Origin of the sequence: Paraburkholderia oxyphila NBRC 105797 (genome assembly GCF_000685075.1) — a bacterium.
Taxonomy (GTDB): Bacteria; Pseudomonadota; Gammaproteobacteria; order Burkholderiales; family Burkholderiaceae; genus Paraburkholderia; species Paraburkholderia oxyphila.
In genome coordinates this window covers 233,322-251,719 of record NZ_BAYD01000004.1, presented here as the reverse complement: position 1 = coordinate 251,719, position 18,398 = coordinate 233,322, and the positions used below count along the sequence as shown (strand labels likewise).

Here is an 18,398-nt window from a genome sequence, read left to right as displayed (position 1 = left end):
GAGGAACTGAAAATGACAGATATCGTGATCGTTTCGGCTGCGCGTACCGCGGTCGGCAAATTCGGCGGAACGCTTGCGAAGATTGCGGCGCCCGATCTGGGCGCGCTGGTCATCAAGGCCGCGCTGGAGCGTGCGGGCGTGAAACCCGAGCAGGTGAGCGACGTGATCATGGGGCAGGTGCTGACCGCGGGTTCGGGCCAGAACGTCGCCCGTCAGGCGTCGATCAAGGCGGGGCTGCCCACGGCGGTGCCCGCGATGACGATCAACAAGGTCTGCGGCTCGGGCCTGAAAGCCGTGATGCTCGCGGCCAACGCGATCATCGCGGGCGACTCGGAGATCGTCGTGGCCGGCGGCCAGGAGAACATGAGCGCGGCGCCGCACGTGCTGCCGGGCTCGCGCGACGGCTTCCGCATGGGCGATGCGAAGCTGATCGACAGCATGATCGTCGACGGCCTGTGGGACGTCTATAACCAGTACCACATGGGCGTGACCGCGGAGAACGTGGCGAAGGAATACGGCATCACGCGCGAAGAGCAGGACGCGTTCGCGGCGCTCTCGCAGAACAAGGCGGAAGCCGCGCAGAAAGCGGGCCGCTTCGACGCGGAAATCGTGCCGGTCGAAATTCCGCAGCGCAAGGGCGAGCCGCTCCTCTTCAACACCGACGAATTCGTGCGCCATGGCGTGACGGCGGAGTCGCTCGCGGGCCTGAAGCCGGCGTTCTCGAAGGAAGGCACGGTGACGGCAGCGAACGCCTCGGGCCTGAACGACGGCGCAGCGGCCGTGGTGGTGATGTCGGCGAAGAAGGCTGAGGCGCTGGGCCTCACGCCGCTCGCGCGCATCAAGGCCTACGCGGCCGGCGGCGTGGATCCGAAGGTGATGGGCATGGGCCCGGTGCCGGCCTCGAAGCGCTGCCTCGAGCGCGCGGGCTGGTCGACGAGCGACCTCGATCTGATGGAGATCAACGAGGCATTCGCGGCGCAGGCGCTGGCCGTGAACAAGCAGATGGGCTGGGACACGTCGAAGATCAACGTGAACGGCGGCGCGATTGCAATCGGCCACCCGATTGGCGCATCGGGCTGCCGGATTCTGGTGACGCTGCTGTACGAGATGCAGCGCCGTGACGCGAAGCGCGGTCTCGCCTCGCTGTGCATCGGCGGCGGCATGGGGGTGGCGCTTGCGGTGGAGCGCGCCTGAGTAGATAGAGACTGAGCGCCGGATGCTCGCCCACGCGGCGGATCGTAGGCGGGTCCGCTCGCGCGCGGGCAGACGAGGCCACTCGACCTGATCCGACCCGATGCGCCGCGTGTTCAGGCGGCGCATCGCGCTAGACGCAGTAGCGAGAGCAACAGGCAGAGGTGAGGCCGGGGCCGTTGGTCGGCGCTCCGGAAAACGATAATGGAGTGTGGTTTATGTCACAACGGATTGCGTATGTAACGGGCGGTATGGGCGGCATCGGAACGGCAATCTGCCAGCGCCTCGAGAAGCAGGGCTTCAAGGTGGTTGCTGGCTGCGGCCCGAACTCGCCGCGCCGTGTCAAATGGCTCGAAGACCAGAAAGCGCTGGGCTTCGACTTCGTCGCCTCGGAAGGCAACGTTGGCGACTGGGATTCGACCAAGCAGGCGTTCGACAAGGTCAAGGCGGAAGTGGGCGAGGTCGACGTGCTCGTCAACAACGCGGGCATCACGCGCGATGTGGTGTTCCGCAAGATGACGCGCGAAGACTGGACCGCCGTGATCGACACCAATCTGACGAGCCTCTTCAACGTCACGAAGCAGGTGATCGACGGCATGGTCGAGCGCGGCTTCGGCCGTGTCATCAACATTTCGTCGGTGAACGGCCAGAAGGGCCAGTTCGGCCAAACGAACTACTCGACGGCCAAGGCCGGGATTCACGGCTTCACGATGGCGCTCGCGCAGGAAGTGGCCACCAAGGGCGTGACCGTCAACACCGTTTCGCCGGGCTACATCGGTACGGACATGGTGAAGTCGATTCGTCCCGACGTGCTGGAGAAGATCGTCGCGACCATTCCGGTGCGCCGCCTGGGCGCACCCGAGGAAATCGCCTCGATCGTCGCATGGCTCGCCTCGGAGGAGTCGGGCTTCTCAACCGGTGCTGACTTCTCGCTGAACGGCGGGTTGCACATGGGCTGATCCCGCGCGCCGCGCCCATTACAGGGGCGCGCGGCAGTGCAGGGATCGACGGCGGCGGCGGGCTTGTTTGCACGCCGGGGCAGGCACCGCTTCCGGGATCGAAGACAGCGCGCGATGGCAACGGCCGTCGCGCGTTGGTGCTTACAAGGGCGACACATGACGACTACAAAGAAAACCGCCGAACGACTGATCAAAAAATATCCGAACCGTCGGCTCTACGACACGGAGACGAGCACCTACATCACGTTGACGGACGTGAAGCAACTCGTGCTCGACCAGGAGGAATTCAAGGTCATCGACGCAAAGAGCAACGAGGATCTCACGCGCAGCATCCTGCTGCAGATCATTCTCGAAGAGGAGAGCGGCGGCCTGCCGATGTTCTCGTCGTCGATGCTGTCGCAGATCATCCGTTTCTATGGCCATGCGATGCAGGGCATGATGGGCACCTACCTGGAAAAGAACATCCAGGCGTTCATCGACATCCAGAACAAGCTCGCGGATCAATCGAAGAGCCTCTACGAAGGCAACGCGATGAACCCCGAGGTCTGGTCGCAGTTCATGAACATGCAGGCGCCGATGATGCAGGGCATGATGACCAGCTACATCGAGCAGTCGAAGAACATGTTCGTGCAGATGCAGGAGCAGATGCAGAACCAGGCCAAGAACATGTTCAGCAGCTTCCCGTTCAAGCCGGTCACGCCCGCGTCGCCGGTTGCGCCCGCACAAGGCACGAACGAAAGCGGCAGCGACGAGGAAGAGAAGAAGTAAGTCTGGGCTCCGGGGGAGCCCAGGCAGCGCTCAGGCGGTCTTCAGATCGCGCAGCGCTTCCGGATGAAGCTCGGCGACGCGCAGCAGGGTCTGCGCGGCGCCGGTTGGCTGCCGGCGCCCCTGCTCCCAGTCCTGCAGCGTGCGCGTGGACACGCCGAGCAGTGCCGCAAAGGCACTCTGCGAGAGCCCGACCTTGGCGCGCGCGAGCGCGGCGGCGGTGGGCTCGACCCGCGTGGTGCGCGCCGCGCGCCCGCTTTTCATTTCACGGACCGACTTCAGCAGGTCCGCCTGAAACTGTTCCAATTCCTTATCCACGTTCCACCTCTTCGCGCAGCCGGTTGAGAAAGGCCGCCGGCAGGTTGTCGAATTTCGCCTTCGTGTAGACGATCAGCAGCCAGATGCAGCCGTCCCGAAGGACGTTGTAGTAGATGACGCGCGTGCCGCCCCGTTTACCGAAGCCGAAGCGTCTCCAGCGCACTTTGCGCAAACCGCCCGTGCCAGGGATGACGTCGCCGGCAAGCGGGTTGTCGGCAAGCCATGTGATGAACGCCTCGCGTTCGGAATCGCGCCAGACTTCGGCCGCATAACGCTGGAACGTTTCGGTTTCGATGATCGTGAGCATGGAGCGCGTCGAGATAGATTATACGGCAATGCCGTATTTGTGTTGAAGAATGAATCGAAGAAGGTTGACCGAAGTCCATTCTTCTTCCGACCCTGACTCCACTCGATGCTAGCCAGCCGTGGCGTGCCGTTCGATACGCCAAACGGGTAAAATGGCGGATTGGCTTGATCTCGCGCCGCGCATTCGTCGCCCTGCGCCCCACATCCGGACGTACACGTGAAAAACCCAGTTGAATCAACGACCCCCCGCAATCCTCCTCCGCGCGTCGGGATGGTCTCCCTCGGCTGCCCGAAGGCCCTTGTCGACTCCGAGCAGATCATTACCCAGCTGCGCGCCGAGGGTTACGAGATTTCGGGGTCGTATGACGGCGCCGATCTGGTCGTGGTCAATACCTGCGGTTTCATCGACGAAGCCGTGCAGGAGAGCCTCGACGCCATCGGCGAGGCGCTCAACGAAAACGGCAAGGTGATCGTCACCGGGTGTCTTGGCGCGAAGGCCAGTGCGAGCGGCTCGAATCTCATCGAAGAAGTGCACCCGAAGGTGCTCGCCGTGACGGGCCCGCACGCCGTGGGCGAAGTCATGCAGGCGGTGCACAGCCATCTGCCCAAGCCGCACGATCCGTTCGTCGACCTCGTGCCGCCGGCGGGCGTGAAGCTCACGCCGCGCCACTACGCGTATCTCAAGATCTCCGAAGGCTGTAATCACCGCTGCACCTTCTGCATCATTCCGTCGATGCGCGGCGACCTCGTTTCGCGTCCGGTTGCCGAAGTCATGCTCGAAGCGGAAAACCTCTTCAAGTCGGGCGTGAAGGAGCTGCTCGTCATTTCGCAGGACACGAGCGCCTATGGCGTCGACGTGAAGTACCGCACCGGCTTCTGGAACGGCAAGCCCATCAAGACGCGCATGACCGACCTGGTCGCCGCGCTCGGCGAGCTGGCCGCGCAGTACGGCGCGTGGGTGCGTCTGCACTACGTGTACCCGTACCCGAGCGTGGATGAGGTCATTCCGCTCATGGCGCAAGGCCCGTTCAGGGGCCACGTACTGCCGTACCTCGACGTGCCGTTCCAGCACGCGCACCCCGAGGTGCTCAAGCGCATGAAGCGTCCCGCGAACGCGGAGAAGGTGATGGAGCGCGTCAAGGCCTGGCGCGAGATGTGCCCGGACCTCACGATCCGCAGCACCTTCATCGCCGGCTTCCCCGGCGAGACCGAAGAGCAGTTCGAAACGCTGCTCGACTTCATCCGCGAAGCCGAGCTCGACCGCGTGGGGTGCTTTGCCTACTCGCCGGTCGAAGGCGCGAGCGCCAATGAGCTCGACGGCGCGTTGCCCGACGAAGTGCGCGAAGAACGGCGCGCGCGCTTCATGGAAGTGGCCGAAGAGGTGTCGGCCAAACGCATCCAGCGCAAGGTCGGCAAGACGCTCAAGGTGCTGATCGACGAGATCAACCCCGACGGCGGCATCGGCCGCACGGCGGCGGATGCGCCCGAGATCGACGGCGTGGTCTACGTCGCGCCCGCGACCAAGGCCTCGAAGCGCTACAAGGTTGGTGACTTCGTTTCGGTGAAGATCACCGGCGCCGACGGCCACGATCTTTGGGGCGAGGTCTGATCGGCATGACACAAGCGACGTCAGCGACGCCAGCCATCCTCGCCTATGGCGAGGCCATGATCGAATTCAATCAGGCCGAGAAAGGCCAGCCGACCTACTTGCAGGGCTTCGGTGGCGACACCTCGAATTTCGCCATCGCGGCCGCGCGCCAGGGCGCACGGACGGGCTTCGTTTCTGCGGTGGGCGACGATCAATTCGGGCGTCTGCTGCTCGACCTGTGGACGCGTGAAGGCGTCGATACCTCGACGGTGCGCGTCGACGCCAGCGCGCCGACCGGTGTGTACTTCGTCTCGCACGGCCCCAACGGCCATGCCTTCGATTATCTGCGCAAGGGCTCGGCGGCAAGCCGCTACGCGAGCGCCGATCTGCCGCTCGCCACGCTGGCTGCCGCGCGCGTGCTGCATCTGTCGGGCATCAGCGTCGCGATCGGCGAAGCCGCCTGCGACGCGGCGTTCGCGGCGATCGAGCATGCGCGCGCGAATGGCGTGCAGGTGAGTTTCGATACGAACCTGCGCCTGAAGCTCTGGCCGCTCGCCCGCGCCCGCGCGGTCATGACCGAGGTGCTGCGCGTGACCGACATCTGCCTGCCCAGTTGGGACGACGTCGCGGTGCTGACCGGTCTGGACGATCGCGACGCGATCGTCGATCATCTGCTCTCGCTCGGTTCGCGCGTCGTTGCGCTCAAGCTCGGCAAGGAGGGCGCTTACGTGGCGACGCCGCACGAGCGCCGCCTCGTGCCGGGCCGCGTCGTGACGGCCGTCGACGCCACCGGCGCCGGCGACTGCTTTGGCGGTGCGTTCATCGCCCGCATCGTGGCCGGCGACGACCCGTTCGCGGCGGCGCATTACGCGAACGCGGCTGCGGCGCTTTCGACGCAAGGCTATGGCGCCGTCGCGCCGATTCCGCAGCGCGAAGAGGTCGAGCGCATGCTCGCCGCGAAGGAATGAGTCCAATGCGAGTTTCGACATCGAAAGTTTCGGGCGTCGCGCGCAGTGGCCTCGCGTGGCTCGCGGCGGCGGCGATTGCCATGCCGCTTGCAGCCTGTGCTGTGGGCGGCAATACGGCGACCGGCGCTGCGAATGCCTCGGGTGCGCCTGCGCCCGTGCATTCGTCGCTCAAGCCGAATCCGGAATTCGCCGCGCTTCCGCAATACGTCGGCACACTCGGCAAGCGGCCGATCGTGATGCGGCTCGGCGCCAAGACCGACGATCCCGAAGACAAGTCGGGCGTGCACGGCGAATATCAGTTCACCGATACCGGCGAGGTGATCCTGATTGCAGGCGATCGCACCGGCTCGACGCTCGAGGCGGAGGAGTCGAACGACGGCACGCACATCACGGGTAACTGGGTCGGGACGTTCGCAGCCGACGGCGCGCTCTCGGGCGATCGCATGGAGGTCGACGACTCCAATCCACAGCCGTTCGATTTGAAGCCGCTTGCGGCGGGGGCATCGGCGCCCGCGGTGAGCGCTGCGCACGCTGCCGGCACGGCCACGCCTGCCGCGCAAGGCGGTCATGCCGTGGGCGGCGTCGGCAATCTCGTGACCGGCGACTGACGCGCGCGACCGACGGCACGGCAGCGACGATGCGCGTCTCCAGCACAAGACCGCACGCGTTGGGCCGCTACGGTGAGCCGTCCTGGCGCAGGTGTTAATCTTGCGCATGCGGCGCGTGCCGCGGCTCCTGTAGCGCCTGGTCCCCGGCGCCACTCAGGCGCCCCGCGCCTCCTAACCCTCAGCGCTTTTACCGCTTGCCTTCCGCCATGAAGAAAACCGAATCCAGCCTCGCGCTGCAGACGCGCATCGTTCATCCCGAAGAAGAGATCACGCCCGGTTTCGAATCGTTTGCCGCGCCCGTCACGCGCGCGTCGACCGTCGTGTTTCCCGACCTCAAGACGGTGCGCTCGCTCGACTGGCGCAACGACTCGCAATGGCGTTATGGATTGCACGCCACGCCCACGTCCGCGATGCTCACGCAGCGCCTCGCCGCCATCGAGGGCGGCGAGTATGCGCTCTTGCAGCCATCGGGCCTCTCGGCCATCTCGAACGTGTACTTCGGTCTCCTGAAGGCCGGCGACGACGTGCTGATTCCCGATAACGTCTATTCGCCGAACCGCGATCACGGCGACTGGCTCGCGCGCGATTTCGGCCTGACCGCGCGCTATTACGATCCGATGATCGGCGCGGGCATCGCAGAGCTGATCCGCCCCGAGACGAAGCTGATCTGGCTGGAAGCGCCCGGTTCGGTGACCATGGAGGTGCCCGACGTGCGCGCGATCACCGCCGCGGCGCGTGCGCGCAACGTTGTCACGGCAATCGACAACACCTGGTCGGCGGGTCTCGCGTTCAAGCCGTTCGAGCACGGCATCGACATCTCGGTGCAGGCGCTCACCAAATATCAGTCGGGCGGCAGCGATGTCCTCATGGGCGCGACGATCACCCAGGACCGTGAACTGCACCTGAAGCTCAAGGCGGCTCGCATGCGGCTTGGCATCGGCGTCTCGTCGGACGACTGCTCGCTCGTCCTGCGCGGGCTGCCGAGCATGACGGCGCGCTTCCAGATGCACGATCGCACGGCGCTCGCGCTCGCGACCTGGCTGAAGACGCGTGGCGAGATCACCGCGATGCTGCATCCGGCCTTCGCCGACTGTCCGGGCCACGAATACTACAAGCGCGATTTCACCGGCGCAGGCGGGCTTTTCTCGGTGGTGTTCGACGAACGCTACAGCCCCGCGCAGATCGACACGTTCTGCGAATCGCTCGAGCTTTTCGTGCTCGGCTGGAGTTGGGGCGGGGCGCACAGTCTCGTGATGCCGTACGACATCGCGTCGATGCGCACGGCCGCGAGCTGGCCGCATCGCGGCACGCTGGTACGCTTCTACATCGGCCTCGAGGACGAAGCCGACCTGCGCGCCGACCTCGAGCGCGCGCTCGCGACGCTGAAAGGCGGCGCATTGCAGCACGGCCCGCAAGAATAAAAACGGCCGCGCCTGTCGTTGGCGACAGGCGCGGCCGTTGTCTTTGCAGTGGCATGCGTGCCGCTTGTGCGGCACATGTCTCAGGCGGCTCTGAATCAGGTGGCTCAGAAGAGCCGCAGCAAGCCGTCGAGCCCAACGAAGTTGAACGCGACGCTGGCCGCCTCGCGCACCACGGGCTTCGCGCGGAACGCCACCGAAAGGCCCGCCTCGGCCATCATCTTCAGGTCGTTCGAGCCGTCGCCCATGGCAATCGCGCGGCGCGGCTCGATGCCGATCTGCGCGCAGGTCTCGACGAGCGTGCGCGCCTTCACATCCGCATTGACGATCTCGCCCACGACGCGGCCGGTCAGCTTGCCGTCCACGATTTCGAGCGTGTTCGCGCGCGTGAAGTCGAGTCCGAGGCGCGCCTTCAGCCGCTCGGTAAAGAACGTGAAACCGCCCGAGACGAGCAGCGTTTTCAGGCCCGCGGCCTTCGCGCCGGCGAGCATCTTCTCGGCGCCGTGCGAGAGCTGCAGGCGCTCTTCGTAGACGCGCTCGAGCGCGCTCGCGTCGAGGCCCTTGAGCAGCGCGACGCGGCGCGTGAGGCTTTCGTTGAAGTCCTTGATCTCGCCGCGCATCGAAGCCTCGGTGATCGCGGCGACTTCGGCCTTCAGGCCGCAGAAGTCGGCGATTTCGTCGATGCATTCGATCGTGATCAGCGTCGAGTCCATGTCCATGGCGACGAGCCCGAAGCTCGCGAGCGTGCGGCCCGGTTCGATGAACGCATGGTCGAGCTGATGCGTTCCGCAATAGACCTCGAGGTCGGCGTGCTGCGCGGGCGCGGCGTCTTCGATGCGGATCGCGTGCGCGTCGATCGGCACGAGGCGGCTGCCGCGCCCGAGCGCGAGCAGCGGCTTGTGGTGGACGGCTTGCAGCGGAGCAGGACTCTGGATGACGAGATTCATGACGTGAGCGGCGCTGAGGATCCCGGGATGGCGCCCCGGAAACGGAGGAGGATCGAACGGGTATCGGGAAAAAGGGTGCAAAGACCGGTGTTCCGGCCGGTGCACGCGGCGAAAGGCGAATTGTACCGTTTCGAGATGGGCTCGCGGCCCGCTTCAAAGCTTACGGAGACGAAAGTCGTCTTTTTAGGCACAATGAAAGCTCGTGCGGCGCCCGCCGGGGGACGGCCGCCGCGTGCCGTCAACCGTACGTGTCGCGACTCGCGTCGCGCGATGCGTCGCATGCGCTCGATGGGCGCAAGGGGAACCGGTATGCAGGACGCTCTCAACGCCCAGACGGGCACCGCCCGAACACCGACCGGCGCGCGGGCCGAGACCGTGGACGCCGCGGCGCAAACCGCGCCCAGTGCGTCCGCACAGCGCGCGCCGCGCGTCGCAACGCCCCGGGCGCCTCGATCTCATCGGGCCTCGTCGGGCCGCCACGGCACCATCGGCGAAGTCGATGGCATACGCATCACCAGCGCGCGCCGCGTTATCGATGTGGATAGCGGCACCCGCAAGCTCGATCTCGTGCGCTATTACGCGCGCGCCGCCCCCTGGCTGCTGCCGCACCTGCGCGATCGTCCCGTCTCGCTCGTGCGCGCACCGCACGGCCTGGACGGCGAGGTCTTCTTCCAGCGCCACAGCGCGCGTTCGCCAATTCCCGAGGTCACGCAACACGAAGGTCTCGATCCCGGCCATCCGCCGCTCATCACCATCGACACGCGCGAAGCGCTCGTGCACGTCGTGCAGATGGACGCGATCGAGCTGCACACCTGGAATGCTGTCGTCGCCGATATCGAAGCGCCCGACCGCGTCGTGTTCGATCTCGATCCCGATCCCGCGCTTGGCTGGGACCGCATGATCGAGGCGGCGCAGCTCACGCGCACGATGCTCGGCGAGCTCGGCCTCGAGTCGTTCTGCAAGACGAGCGGCGGCAAGGGGCTGCATATCGTCGTGCCGCTCGTGCCCGGCGCGGGCTGGGGCGACGCCAGGGCCTTCGCGCGCGCGGTGGCGCAGCGCCTCGCTTCGGGCTGGCCCACGCAGTTCACGGCGACCATGGGCCCAGAGCATCGCAAGAAAAAGATCTTCGTCGACTATCTGCGTAACGTGCGCGGCGCCAGTACGGCAGTCGCCTATGGCGTGCGCGCGCGGCCCGGCATGGGCATCTCGGTGCCGATCGCGTGGGACGAGCTCGCCGATACGACGGGCGGCGCGCAATGGACGCTCGCGAATATCGACGCGCGACTGGCGCACGTCAAGCGCTCGGACCCGTGGGCGCGCTATGCGCGCGTGCGTCAGTCGATCAGCAGCGAGCTGACGCTGCGGCTGGAGGAGGGCGGCGCGTAGGCGCAGGCTTCGGCGGGCACGCGGGGCAATGCGTTTCGAGGCGGCTGCGGGGGTGTACCCGGAGACACGTTGCGCATTGCTAACAAAATGCGCGGCGTGGCAAGCCGGATAAAACCTGGTCGGGCCGACGTCATCGTCCGGCGCAAGCCTTCGCGCGGCGCGCTAGACTGACAGTAGAAGATCAGCCACGCGCTGCCCGCACCGCGTCTTTCGCGGCCGCGGCAGCTCCCGCCAGGAGGTGACGCATGCCTTGCAGCAGCTCCAGCCGCCCCCGCCGCACTCGCGCGGCGCTCGTCCATGTCGCCGTTGCCCTGTCTTGCGCGATCGCGCTGCCCGCGTTCGCCTCGACGCCGATCAACGTGACATCGAAGACCCCGACCGATGGCCCGATCCGTTACACGGTGAAGGTCACGTCGAAGCTCTACGGCGACTCCCAGGAAACCCGCACGCTGCGCTCGGGTGACACCGACGACTTCACCTGGCGCACCACGCCGCCAGGCGGCGCGGTGCCGGCCGCGCAAAGCTGTCCAGACTACGGTTCGCTGCCACTCGACGCGAACGGCGCGATGGTGCGTCAGACCCAGGTGCGGCTCGCGCCTATCGTCGCCAAGGACGGCACGGCGAATGTGCAGGTGAGCTTCCGGGCCCAGGCGCCGCGTACCGGCAAGGCAGCGGCCGGCGCTCAGTGCCCCGAGGTGGTCGCGCATAGCGAGGTGCTGCACTTCTCGATGCCGACCAACGGCACGGTCAAGACGCTCAAGCTCAGCGACGGCACGCAGTTGAGCATTTCGGCGCAACGCTAGCCGGCGAGCGCTACGCGCGGGCGGTGCTTCTCGAGCTGCACTGCTCGCGCGCGTGACGACAGATGGCTTGAAGACATGGGCGGCGTGCGCACTGCAAGCGCCGCACATGGGTCAAGTACGCCAGGCATCGCGGGCACGCCGCTTACATCAGGCGCGCGCTTTGTTGCGCGCATCCCGCTCGACGAGTCGCGCGGCCAGAAAGCAATGCTCGATCGAAAAGAGCCGCCGGTAGCTGAGCACCACGGCGCCCACCGTGCCGAGCGCCGACGAAGCCGCGATCAGGAACATGATCACGATTTGATAGCGCACCGCCTGCAGCGGCGACTGTCCCGCCAGCACCTGGCCCGTCATCATGCCGGGCAAGCTCACCACACCCACCACGGCCATCTGGTTGAGCGTCGGGATCATGCCCGCGCGCACGGCTTCGCGCGCGCACGCCTGGGCCGCCTCCCAGCGCGTCGCGCCGAGCGCGAGGGCGCTCTCCACGCGGTCGCGCCGCGCCGTGAGCTCCTGCATCATGCGCTCGACGCCGAGCGAGACACCGGTGAGCGTATTGCCGAGAATCATGCCGAGGATCGGTATCGCGTATTGCGGCTCGTACCACGGCCGGATGCGGATCACGACGAACAGGCCGACCGCCGCGACGAGCCACGCGCTGATCCAGATCGACACGATGCTGTCCACGCGCTGGCCCGCGTAGGTGCGTGCGCCACGCTGCGAGCCGGCAATCCCGGCGATGAGCGTCATCAGCGCTATCAGCGGCAGCACCGCGTACCAGCGGTTGAACGCGAACACCCAGCCGAGCACGTAGCCAATCGCGAGCAGCTGCACGACGGTGCGCACGGCGGCCCATGCGAGCTTGCGTTCGAGGTCGAGCTTGAGCAGCACCGAAGCGGCGCCGTTGACGAACACTAGCAGCGCTGCAATGGCGACATCGCCAATGCCGAGGTTCTGCAGCACGCCGGGGCTCATCGCAGCGCTCCCATCGCGGCTTGCGCGGAGGCGGGCGCCTCGAGCACGCCCGCGCGCATCGTGATATGGCGTTCGCCCACGCGTTGCGCCTGCGCGGGATCGTGCGAGACCCAGACGGTTGCGCGCGCCGCGCGCTCGTGCTCGAACCATTGCGCGATCAGCGTCTCGACCGCGCGCGCCGATTCGGGATCGAGCGAGGCAGTGGGCTCGTCGAGCAGCAGCGCCTCCGGATCGAGTTGCAGCACGCGCACGAGCGCGACGATCTGCGCCTCGCCGCCGGAAAGCTCGTCGGTGGCACGCGCGAGGAAGCCGGGCCCTCGGCCCGCCGCGTCGAAGAGCGCACTCGCGCGCGCGGCGTCGAAGGCGGCGTCGCGGTAGACAACGAGCGAATAGGGGTAGCGCAGGTTGTCTTCCACCGTGCCCTCGATGAGCGCGGGCCGCTGCCGGAGATAGGCGATGTGGCGCCGGTAGCGCGGAATCTGTGCATGCGCGATCGCGTGGCCGTGCCAGTGCAGCACGCCGCCGTCGAGCGGATCGAGCAGCGCGAGCGCGCGCAGGAACACGCTCTTGCCCGAGCCGGACGGCCCCGTGAGCACGACGCGCTGACCCGCGTGCAGCGCGAAGTCGGTGGGATGCAGCAAGACCTGGCCGCGCTGGGCGTCGCGGCGCGTGATGCGTTGGGCTTCGACGAGCGGCGCGGCGGCTGTCGCGTCAACGCCGGAGCGGCTCAAATCGTTCTGATGAGTCATCGGAGAAACTCAAACAAAGCAGGCTGCGGCAGGGCGCGCGACGTGATGCAGTGCATCGTGGACGCGACCGGGCACGCCGGCTGCTGCACTATCGTTGGCGAAACAACAATGCATAACATGGAGTGCGCATGACGTCACCGCAACCCAAGGCCCATGGCTTCGGCCGCACACTCGCCAAGATCTTCGCATGGCTTGTGGCGGTTGTCGTCGTGCTCGTCGCTGCGCTTGGCGTCTTCATTTACACCTTCGACTGGAATCGCGCCAGACCCTATGTCAACGAAAAGGTGACGGAAGCCATCGGGCGGCCGTTCGCCATCGTCGGCGACCTCAAGGTGGGCTGGCGCCGAGCGCCGAGCGAAACGGGCTGGCGCGCCTGGGTGCCCTGGCCGCGCTTCTCGGCCACGCAGATCGAAGTGGCGAATCCCGACTGGACGAAGACGCCGCACTTCGCCACGCTCGACGAGGTCGATTTCGAAGTGGCCGTGCTGCCGCTCATCGCGCACGACATCGTGATTCCGGCAATCAATCTCGTGAATCCGGCCATCGATATCGAGCGGCTCGCGGATGGGCGCAATAACTGGACCTTCAAGCTGGCTTCATCTGGCGGCCCTTCCACGTGGAAGCTCGATCTGCACGACATCACGTTCTCCGATGGCAACATCGCGGTGGACGACCAGCAGACGAAAACCGATGTGAAAATCGCCGTGACCCTGCTCGGCCACGGGATTCCGATTGGCAAGGTGATGGAGCAGCAGGAAGCAGCGTCGCGCCAGGGCTCCGCCCAGGTGATCGGGCGCGCGGGGGCGAACCGGCTCGCGGAGCAGGCGCAGAAGCAGCAGGCGTCCGAGGCGGCTGCGGCGAGTGCGGCCAATGCGGCCAGCGGCGCCGGCAGCGCGTCTGGGGCGATTGCTGCCGCTTCCAGTGCGCCGGCCGCAAGCGGCGCCGCAGCCTCACAGAGTGCCGGCGCGAAGCTGGCCGAAAGCGGCGCGAGCGCCGCCAGTGCTGCGAGCGCAACAAGCGCGGCGAGCGCGCCATCCGCCGGCAAGCCGAGCGAGCCGTTCTATGCCATCGGCTGGACGATCAAGGGCACGTACAACAAGACGCCGCTCTCGGGCGACGGCAAGTTCGGCGGCGTGCTCGCACTGCAGGACGCCAGCCGGCCGTTCCCGCTCCAGGCCGACGTGCGCGCCGGCGACATGCATATCGCGCTCGTCGGCACGCTCACGGACCCCACGCACCTCGCGGCCGTCGATCTGCGCCTCTGGCTGCAAGGCCAGAGCATGGCGCATCTCTACAAGCTGACCGGCGTGACGCTGCCCGAAACGCCGCCTTACGCAACCGAAGGGCGCTTCGTCGGCCAGTTTCGTCGCGGCGCGAGCGTGTTCCGCTACGAGAATTTCACGGGCCGCGTGGGCGGCAGCGACCTGAACGGCACGCTCGTGTACGAGCAGCGCCAGCCCCGGCCGCTGCTGTCCGGCGAGCTGGTCTCGAACCTGCTGCAGTTCTCCGATCTGGCGCCGATCATCGGCGCGGACAGCAAGGCGAGCAAGGCCAGGCGCGGCGACACCGTCACGCAGCCCGCCGACCGCGTGATCCCTGTAGAGCCGTTCAAGACCGACCGCTGGAGTTCCATCGACGCCGACGTGAAGTTCACCGGCAAGCGCATCATCAAGCAGGGCAGCCTGCCGATCCAGGACCTCTATACGCACGTGAGCCTGACCAACGGCGTGCTCGCCTTCGAGCCGCTGCAGTTCGGCGTGGCGGGCGGCACCTTCGCCACGCGGCTTTCGCTCGACGGCAGCGGTACGCCGCTCAAGGCACGCGGCACCGTTGCCGCGCGCCACCTGAAGCTCAAGCAACTGTTCCCGAACTTCAAGTCGATGCAGTCGGCGCTCGGCGAGGTCAACGGCGACGCCTCGCTTTCCGCGACGGGCAACTCGCCGGCGGCGCTCGCTGCCACGTCCAACGGCGAAGTGAAGGCGCTGGTCACGCAGGGCACGATCAGCCGCCTGCTGATGGAGGCGGCGGGCCTGAACGTCGCGAACGTGGTCTACGAAAAGCTGTTCGGCAATCACGACGTGAACATCAACTGCGCGGCGGCCGATTTCGTGGCGACCAACGGCGTGCTCGATCCGCGCGTGTTCGCGCTAGACACCGACGACGCCGTGATCGACATCGACGGCCCCATCGATCTGCGCAACGAATCGATGGACATGAAAGTGCACCCGCACACCAAGGGCTTTCGGGTGTTCTCGCTGCGCTCGCCGCTCTACGTGAAGGGCACCTTCAAGGATCCGCACGTGGGTGTGGATGCCGCGGCGCTCGCACTGCGCGGCGGCGCCATGGTGGGGCTCGGGCTCATCAACCCGTTTGCGGCACTGATCCCGCTCATCGCGCCGAGCAACAACAAGCCGCTGCCTTGCGATCAGCTGTTTGCGCAGATTCGCCAGCGTCCAATGGCGCCACCGCCGGGTCAGAAGATGCGCGAAGCGCCGCTTCCTGGCAGTGGCGCGAAAGCGTCTTCGCCGTCCGCGTCACGTGGCGCGTCGCGCAACGCCGGCAATACGCCATCCGGCGCGGCGTCGCAGCCCGGTCTGCAGAGTCTCTACAAAGGCAGTTGAAATTGCCCGCGCGCGCAACGCGGTTGGACAGCACGCGTGCCGCGAACAGCAGCGTATGGACAGGCAGGCAGATGTAAAAACGCCCGGCGCTTGAGCGTCGGGCGTTTTTGAGTGGCGGTCAGCGCAACTGCTGGCGTGGTGCCGGATCGCCGGTGGTGTCCTGGCGGCGTGCTGCGTGCCGCGAACTGATGCCGGGCCGCGCCGCGCCGAACTCGGGCAGGATTCGCCCGCGCGCCCGGCTTGCGAACACGAGGAAACCGAAACCGTCGGCCTCGTACCAGTAGCCGCCGTTCTCAAGCCCTTCGAGCGGCTGCTCGAGCGCATGCGCGATGGATTCGATGCAGCGTCTGCGCAATTCGCTCGTGCCGGGATAGGGCGGTTGCGCACCACGAACGCTGCACAACAGCACGTCGAGCCCAGGCAGCACGTGTGCATAGAGCACCGGCTCGTCCTGCGCACGCGCGCGCGCAATCTTCGTATCGAGTTGACCGAAAGGTTTGAAGTGGCTCAGTACGGCGAGAAAGGACTCGTCGCCATCTGCCGTGATGCGTTTACGCTTTTTCGGGAAGGACATAAAAATTCGCCTGAAAAAGGTGGATTGCAAAAAACGCAGCGTTCCCATGCGACCACTCCCGGACTGGTGCGCCGCACGTCGATCCTTTATAGCATACGGATTTGCCGGATTCACGAGAATTCAGGCACGTGGAGACCACGTCCAAAACCCTCACCGCGTCAGGCAAACGCCATGCCGGATCGCACGTCGCGCTCATGTAGGTATCCCGGCGCTCTTTCGCTTCTCTTTCACTTGTCTCCGGTCTCAATAATAGACCTGCACGCGCGTGCGGTGTGACGATTTCTCGGGAAAATGCCGGCTTTTCTCACTACCGGGTGCGCATAGACACATACGTTGTAATCTCATAATTTCGCGCAGATAATGTTTTGGCTCAGGCGGGCGCGGCGATTTCACGCCGCGGGGGACCCGCCGCGCGCGGACCTGGACGGGGAGGTCCGCTCGCGCAGCTCGCTGCGCGAGGCGTCGCCCAGAGCGCCATCCAATCAAATCGACATGAAACTGTTCGCCAAGGGGCTTTTGCTGATCGCGATACCGAGCGCAATCGAGCTGGCGCTGCTCGGCGTCGTATTCGATACGCAAGGCGAGGCCGCCGAGGCCGCAAAGAGCGCCGAGAACAGCAAGCAGATCCTCTGGCAGGCGTCGAGCCTCGCCCAGCCGTTGTTGCGGGAGGCCGCGCGGGTGCGCACGGCGATCGTGCTCGAAGATCCCTCCTTCATCGACCGCCGCGCCGTCTGGGCCGAATTCTCGGATCGCATCTCGCTGCTCGCACATATGGTGAGTGACAACCCCGCGCAACTCGCGCGCGTGCAGCGCATCAACGACTATGCACACGCGTGGCGTGCGCGCTGCGGCGAGGTGGCCGACGCCTTGCGAGCGGGCCGTATCAGCGGCTTCGCGCGAGCGGACGGCGACGGCCTGCCGCCCGAAATCGACGCGGTGCGCAGCGAGCTCGATGGGTTCGTCGCCGAGCAAACGCGTCTCGACGACGCGCGCGGCACCTCGCTGCGCGAGACCCGCGAGCGGCAGCAGGATGCGCTCATCGTCGCCGTGGTCGGGTCGATGCTGATCTGGGCCGCCACGGCGATCGTGTATGCGCGCAACGTGGGCCTGCGTCTGGCCGCGCTGAGCGCCAATGCGCAGCGGCTGAGCGAGGGGGTGGCGCTGGCGCGGCCGCTCGCTGGCGACGACGAAATCGCGGCGCTCGACGCCGTGCTCGATCAGACCAGCCAGCGCTTGCGCGAGGCCGAGCACGAACAGGCGGCGCTGAAGCTGCAACTGCAGGAGCGCGCCACGGATCTCGCCGCCGCCAACGACAATCTGCGGCAGGAGAGCCAGGACAACGAGATGTTCATCTACAGCGTCTCGCACGACCTGCGTTCGCCGCTCGTGAATCTGCAGGGTTTTTCGAAGGAGCTGCAGGTTTCGTGTGGCGATCTGCGTGAGCAGATCGATGCGGCGGATCTGCCCGCCGACGAGCACCGGCGCATGGTCGAAGTGCTCGATGGCGACGTCGACGAATCGCTGCAATTCCTGCGCCAGGCCGTGGCGCGCGCGGCGGCCATCATCGACGCGTTGTTGCGCATTTCGCGCGCCGGGCGGCTCGATTACCGCTGGCAGCGCGTGAATGTGGGCCGCGTGGTCGAGCGCGCGCTCGCGGGCCTCGCGGCGGGGCTCGCGCAGCAGGCGCGCATCGAGGTGCGCGAGCTGCCGCCCGCGTGGGGCGACCCGGGGGCGCTCGAGCAGATCTTCAGCAATTTGATCGATAACGCATTGCGCCACCTCGATCCGGCGCGGCCCGGGCAGGTGGAGATTGGCGCGCTCGAGCCGGGCGAGGCGGCGGCACAGCCACCGGCTTCGGCTTCGCCCCCCGGGCCTGGCGGCGGCCTGGCTAGCCCTGGCGGAGAGGCAGCTGACCGGACGGCGCCGACCGTCATCGCCCACGTCCACGCACGCGATGCCTGGCGCATATCCGGCACACGCACGCGGACCTATTATGTGCGCGACAATGGCATTGGCATTCCGGATGCGTATCAGCCGTTGCTGTTTCGCGCGTTCCAGCGCCTGCACGGAGGCGATTCGATCGGGCAGGGCACGGGGCTCGCGCTCGCGCGCCGTATCGTGGAGCGTCATGGCGGGCGTATCTGGGTCGAGTCGACGCAAGGCGAGGGTTCCACCTTCTTCGTCGCGCTGCCCGATGAACCGCTGCGCGCAGTATGAAGGCACAC

General features: G+C 66.6%; 17 protein-coding genes. 11 read left to right on the top strand and 6 right to left on the bottom strand.

Annotated elements, in window-relative coordinates; genetic code table 11:
- Positions 1-12: 12 nt before the first annotated feature.
- The 3 genes from BO1_RS03995 (at position 13) to phaR (ending at position 2,918) form a co-directional block, all read left to right on the top strand.
- Entirely contained in the window at positions 13-1,194 is a 1,182-nt protein-coding gene (locus tag BO1_RS03995) for an acetyl-CoA C-acetyltransferase (RefSeq protein WP_028216455.1), read from the top strand.
- 215 nt (positions 1,195-1,409) lie between these two features.
- Positions 1,410-2,150, top strand: a complete 741-nt coding sequence (locus tag BO1_RS03990) for a 3-ketoacyl-ACP reductase (protein WP_028216454.1) — start codon at positions 1,410-1,412, stop codon at positions 2,148-2,150.
- A gap of 156 nt (positions 2,151-2,306) precedes the next feature.
- Entirely contained in the window at positions 2,307-2,918 is a 612-nt protein-coding gene (gene phaR / locus BO1_RS03985) for a polyhydroxyalkanoate synthesis repressor PhaR (protein WP_028216453.1), read from the top strand.
- A 30-nt stretch (positions 2,919-2,948) separates the two neighbouring features.
- On the opposite strand, the gene BO1_RS03980 is transcribed toward phaR, so the two are convergent.
- Both BO1_RS03980 and BO1_RS03975 read right to left on the bottom strand, forming a co-directional pair.
- Positions 2,949-3,233: a helix-turn-helix domain-containing protein gene (locus BO1_RS03980; RefSeq protein ID WP_028216452.1), complete on the bottom strand. Its 285-nt coding sequence runs from the start codon at positions 3,231-3,233 to the stop codon at positions 2,949-2,951.
- A complete protein-coding gene (locus BO1_RS03975; protein WP_028216451.1) occupies positions 3,226-3,540 on the bottom strand; it encodes a hypothetical protein in 315 nt (104 codons plus the stop codon). The genes BO1_RS03980 and BO1_RS03975 overlap by 8 nt, the downstream gene beginning before the upstream one ends.
- Before the next feature lie 270 nt (positions 3,541-3,810).
- On the opposite strand from BO1_RS03975, the gene rimO reads away from it, so the two are divergent.
- The 4 genes from rimO to BO1_RS49535 all read left to right on the top strand — a co-directional run bounded on the left by rimO (position 3,811) and on the right by BO1_RS49535 (position 8,124).
- Positions 3,811-5,148: a 30S ribosomal protein S12 methylthiotransferase RimO gene (rimO, locus tag BO1_RS03970; protein WP_028216450.1), complete on the top strand. Its 1,338-nt coding sequence runs from the start codon at positions 3,811-3,813 to the stop codon at positions 5,146-5,148.
- Positions 5,149-5,153: 5 nt separating this feature from the next.
- The gene (locus tag BO1_RS03965) at positions 5,154-6,095 is read left to right on the top strand and encodes a sugar kinase (RefSeq protein WP_028216449.1); all 942 of its coding nucleotides are present in this window, start codon (positions 5,154-5,156) and stop codon (positions 6,093-6,095) included.
- Positions 6,096-6,100: 5 nt separating this feature from the next.
- A complete protein-coding gene (locus BO1_RS49540) occupies positions 6,101-6,703 on the top strand; it encodes a hypothetical protein (RefSeq protein WP_043283688.1) in 603 nt (200 codons plus the stop codon).
- 206 nt (positions 6,704-6,909) lie between these two features.
- Positions 6,910-8,124: a cystathionine beta-lyase gene (locus BO1_RS49535; protein ID WP_043283686.1), complete on the top strand. Its 1,215-nt coding sequence runs from the start codon at positions 6,910-6,912 to the stop codon at positions 8,122-8,124.
- 104 nt (positions 8,125-8,228) lie between these two features.
- Here the strand turns inward: BO1_RS49535 and serB are convergent, their stop codons facing one another.
- Positions 8,229-9,068, bottom strand: a complete 840-nt coding sequence (gene serB / locus BO1_RS03950; RefSeq protein WP_028216448.1) for a phosphoserine phosphatase SerB — start codon at positions 9,066-9,068, stop codon at positions 8,229-8,231.
- A 309-nt stretch (positions 9,069-9,377) separates the two neighbouring features.
- On the opposite strand from serB, the gene ligD reads away from it, so the two are divergent.
- Both ligD and BO1_RS03940 read left to right on the top strand, forming a co-directional pair.
- Entirely contained in the window at positions 9,378-10,454 is a 1,077-nt protein-coding gene (gene ligD / locus BO1_RS03945) for a non-homologous end-joining DNA ligase (RefSeq protein ID WP_028216447.1), read from the top strand.
- Between the two features lie 245 nt (positions 10,455-10,699).
- A complete protein-coding gene (locus BO1_RS03940; RefSeq protein WP_028216446.1) occupies positions 10,700-11,257 on the top strand; it encodes a DUF6013 family protein in 558 nt (185 codons plus the stop codon).
- A 147-nt stretch (positions 11,258-11,404) separates the two neighbouring features.
- Here BO1_RS03940 and BO1_RS03935 read toward each other — a convergent pair whose 3' ends face one another.
- The gene (locus tag BO1_RS03935; RefSeq protein ID WP_028216445.1) at positions 11,405-12,229 is read right to left on the bottom strand and encodes an ABC transporter permease; all 825 of its coding nucleotides are present in this window, start codon (positions 12,227-12,229) and stop codon (positions 11,405-11,407) included.
- Entirely contained in the window at positions 12,226-12,978 is a 753-nt protein-coding gene (locus BO1_RS03930) for an ABC transporter ATP-binding protein (RefSeq protein ID WP_043283684.1), read from the bottom strand. The genes BO1_RS03935 and BO1_RS03930 overlap by 4 nt, the downstream gene beginning before the upstream one ends.
- Positions 12,979-13,106: 128 nt before the next feature.
- Between BO1_RS03930 and BO1_RS03925 the strand changes: the two genes are divergently transcribed.
- Positions 13,107-15,599, top strand: a complete 2,493-nt coding sequence (locus tag BO1_RS03925) for an AsmA family protein (protein WP_028216443.1) — start codon at positions 13,107-13,109, stop codon at positions 15,597-15,599.
- A gap of 118 nt (positions 15,600-15,717) precedes the next feature.
- Here the strand turns inward: BO1_RS03925 and BO1_RS03920 are convergent, their stop codons facing one another.
- Entirely contained in the window at positions 15,718-16,221 is a 504-nt protein-coding gene (locus tag BO1_RS03920; protein WP_028216442.1) for a hypothetical protein, read from the bottom strand.
- Between the two features lie 444 nt (positions 16,222-16,665).
- Here BO1_RS03920 and BO1_RS03915 point away from each other — a divergent pair, with 444 nt between their 5' ends.
- Positions 16,666-18,390, top strand: coding sequence for a sensor histidine kinase (locus tag BO1_RS03915; RefSeq protein ID WP_028216441.1), 1,725 nt, complete (start codon positions 16,666-16,668; stop codon positions 18,388-18,390).
- Positions 18,391-18,398: the final 8 nt, after the last annotated feature.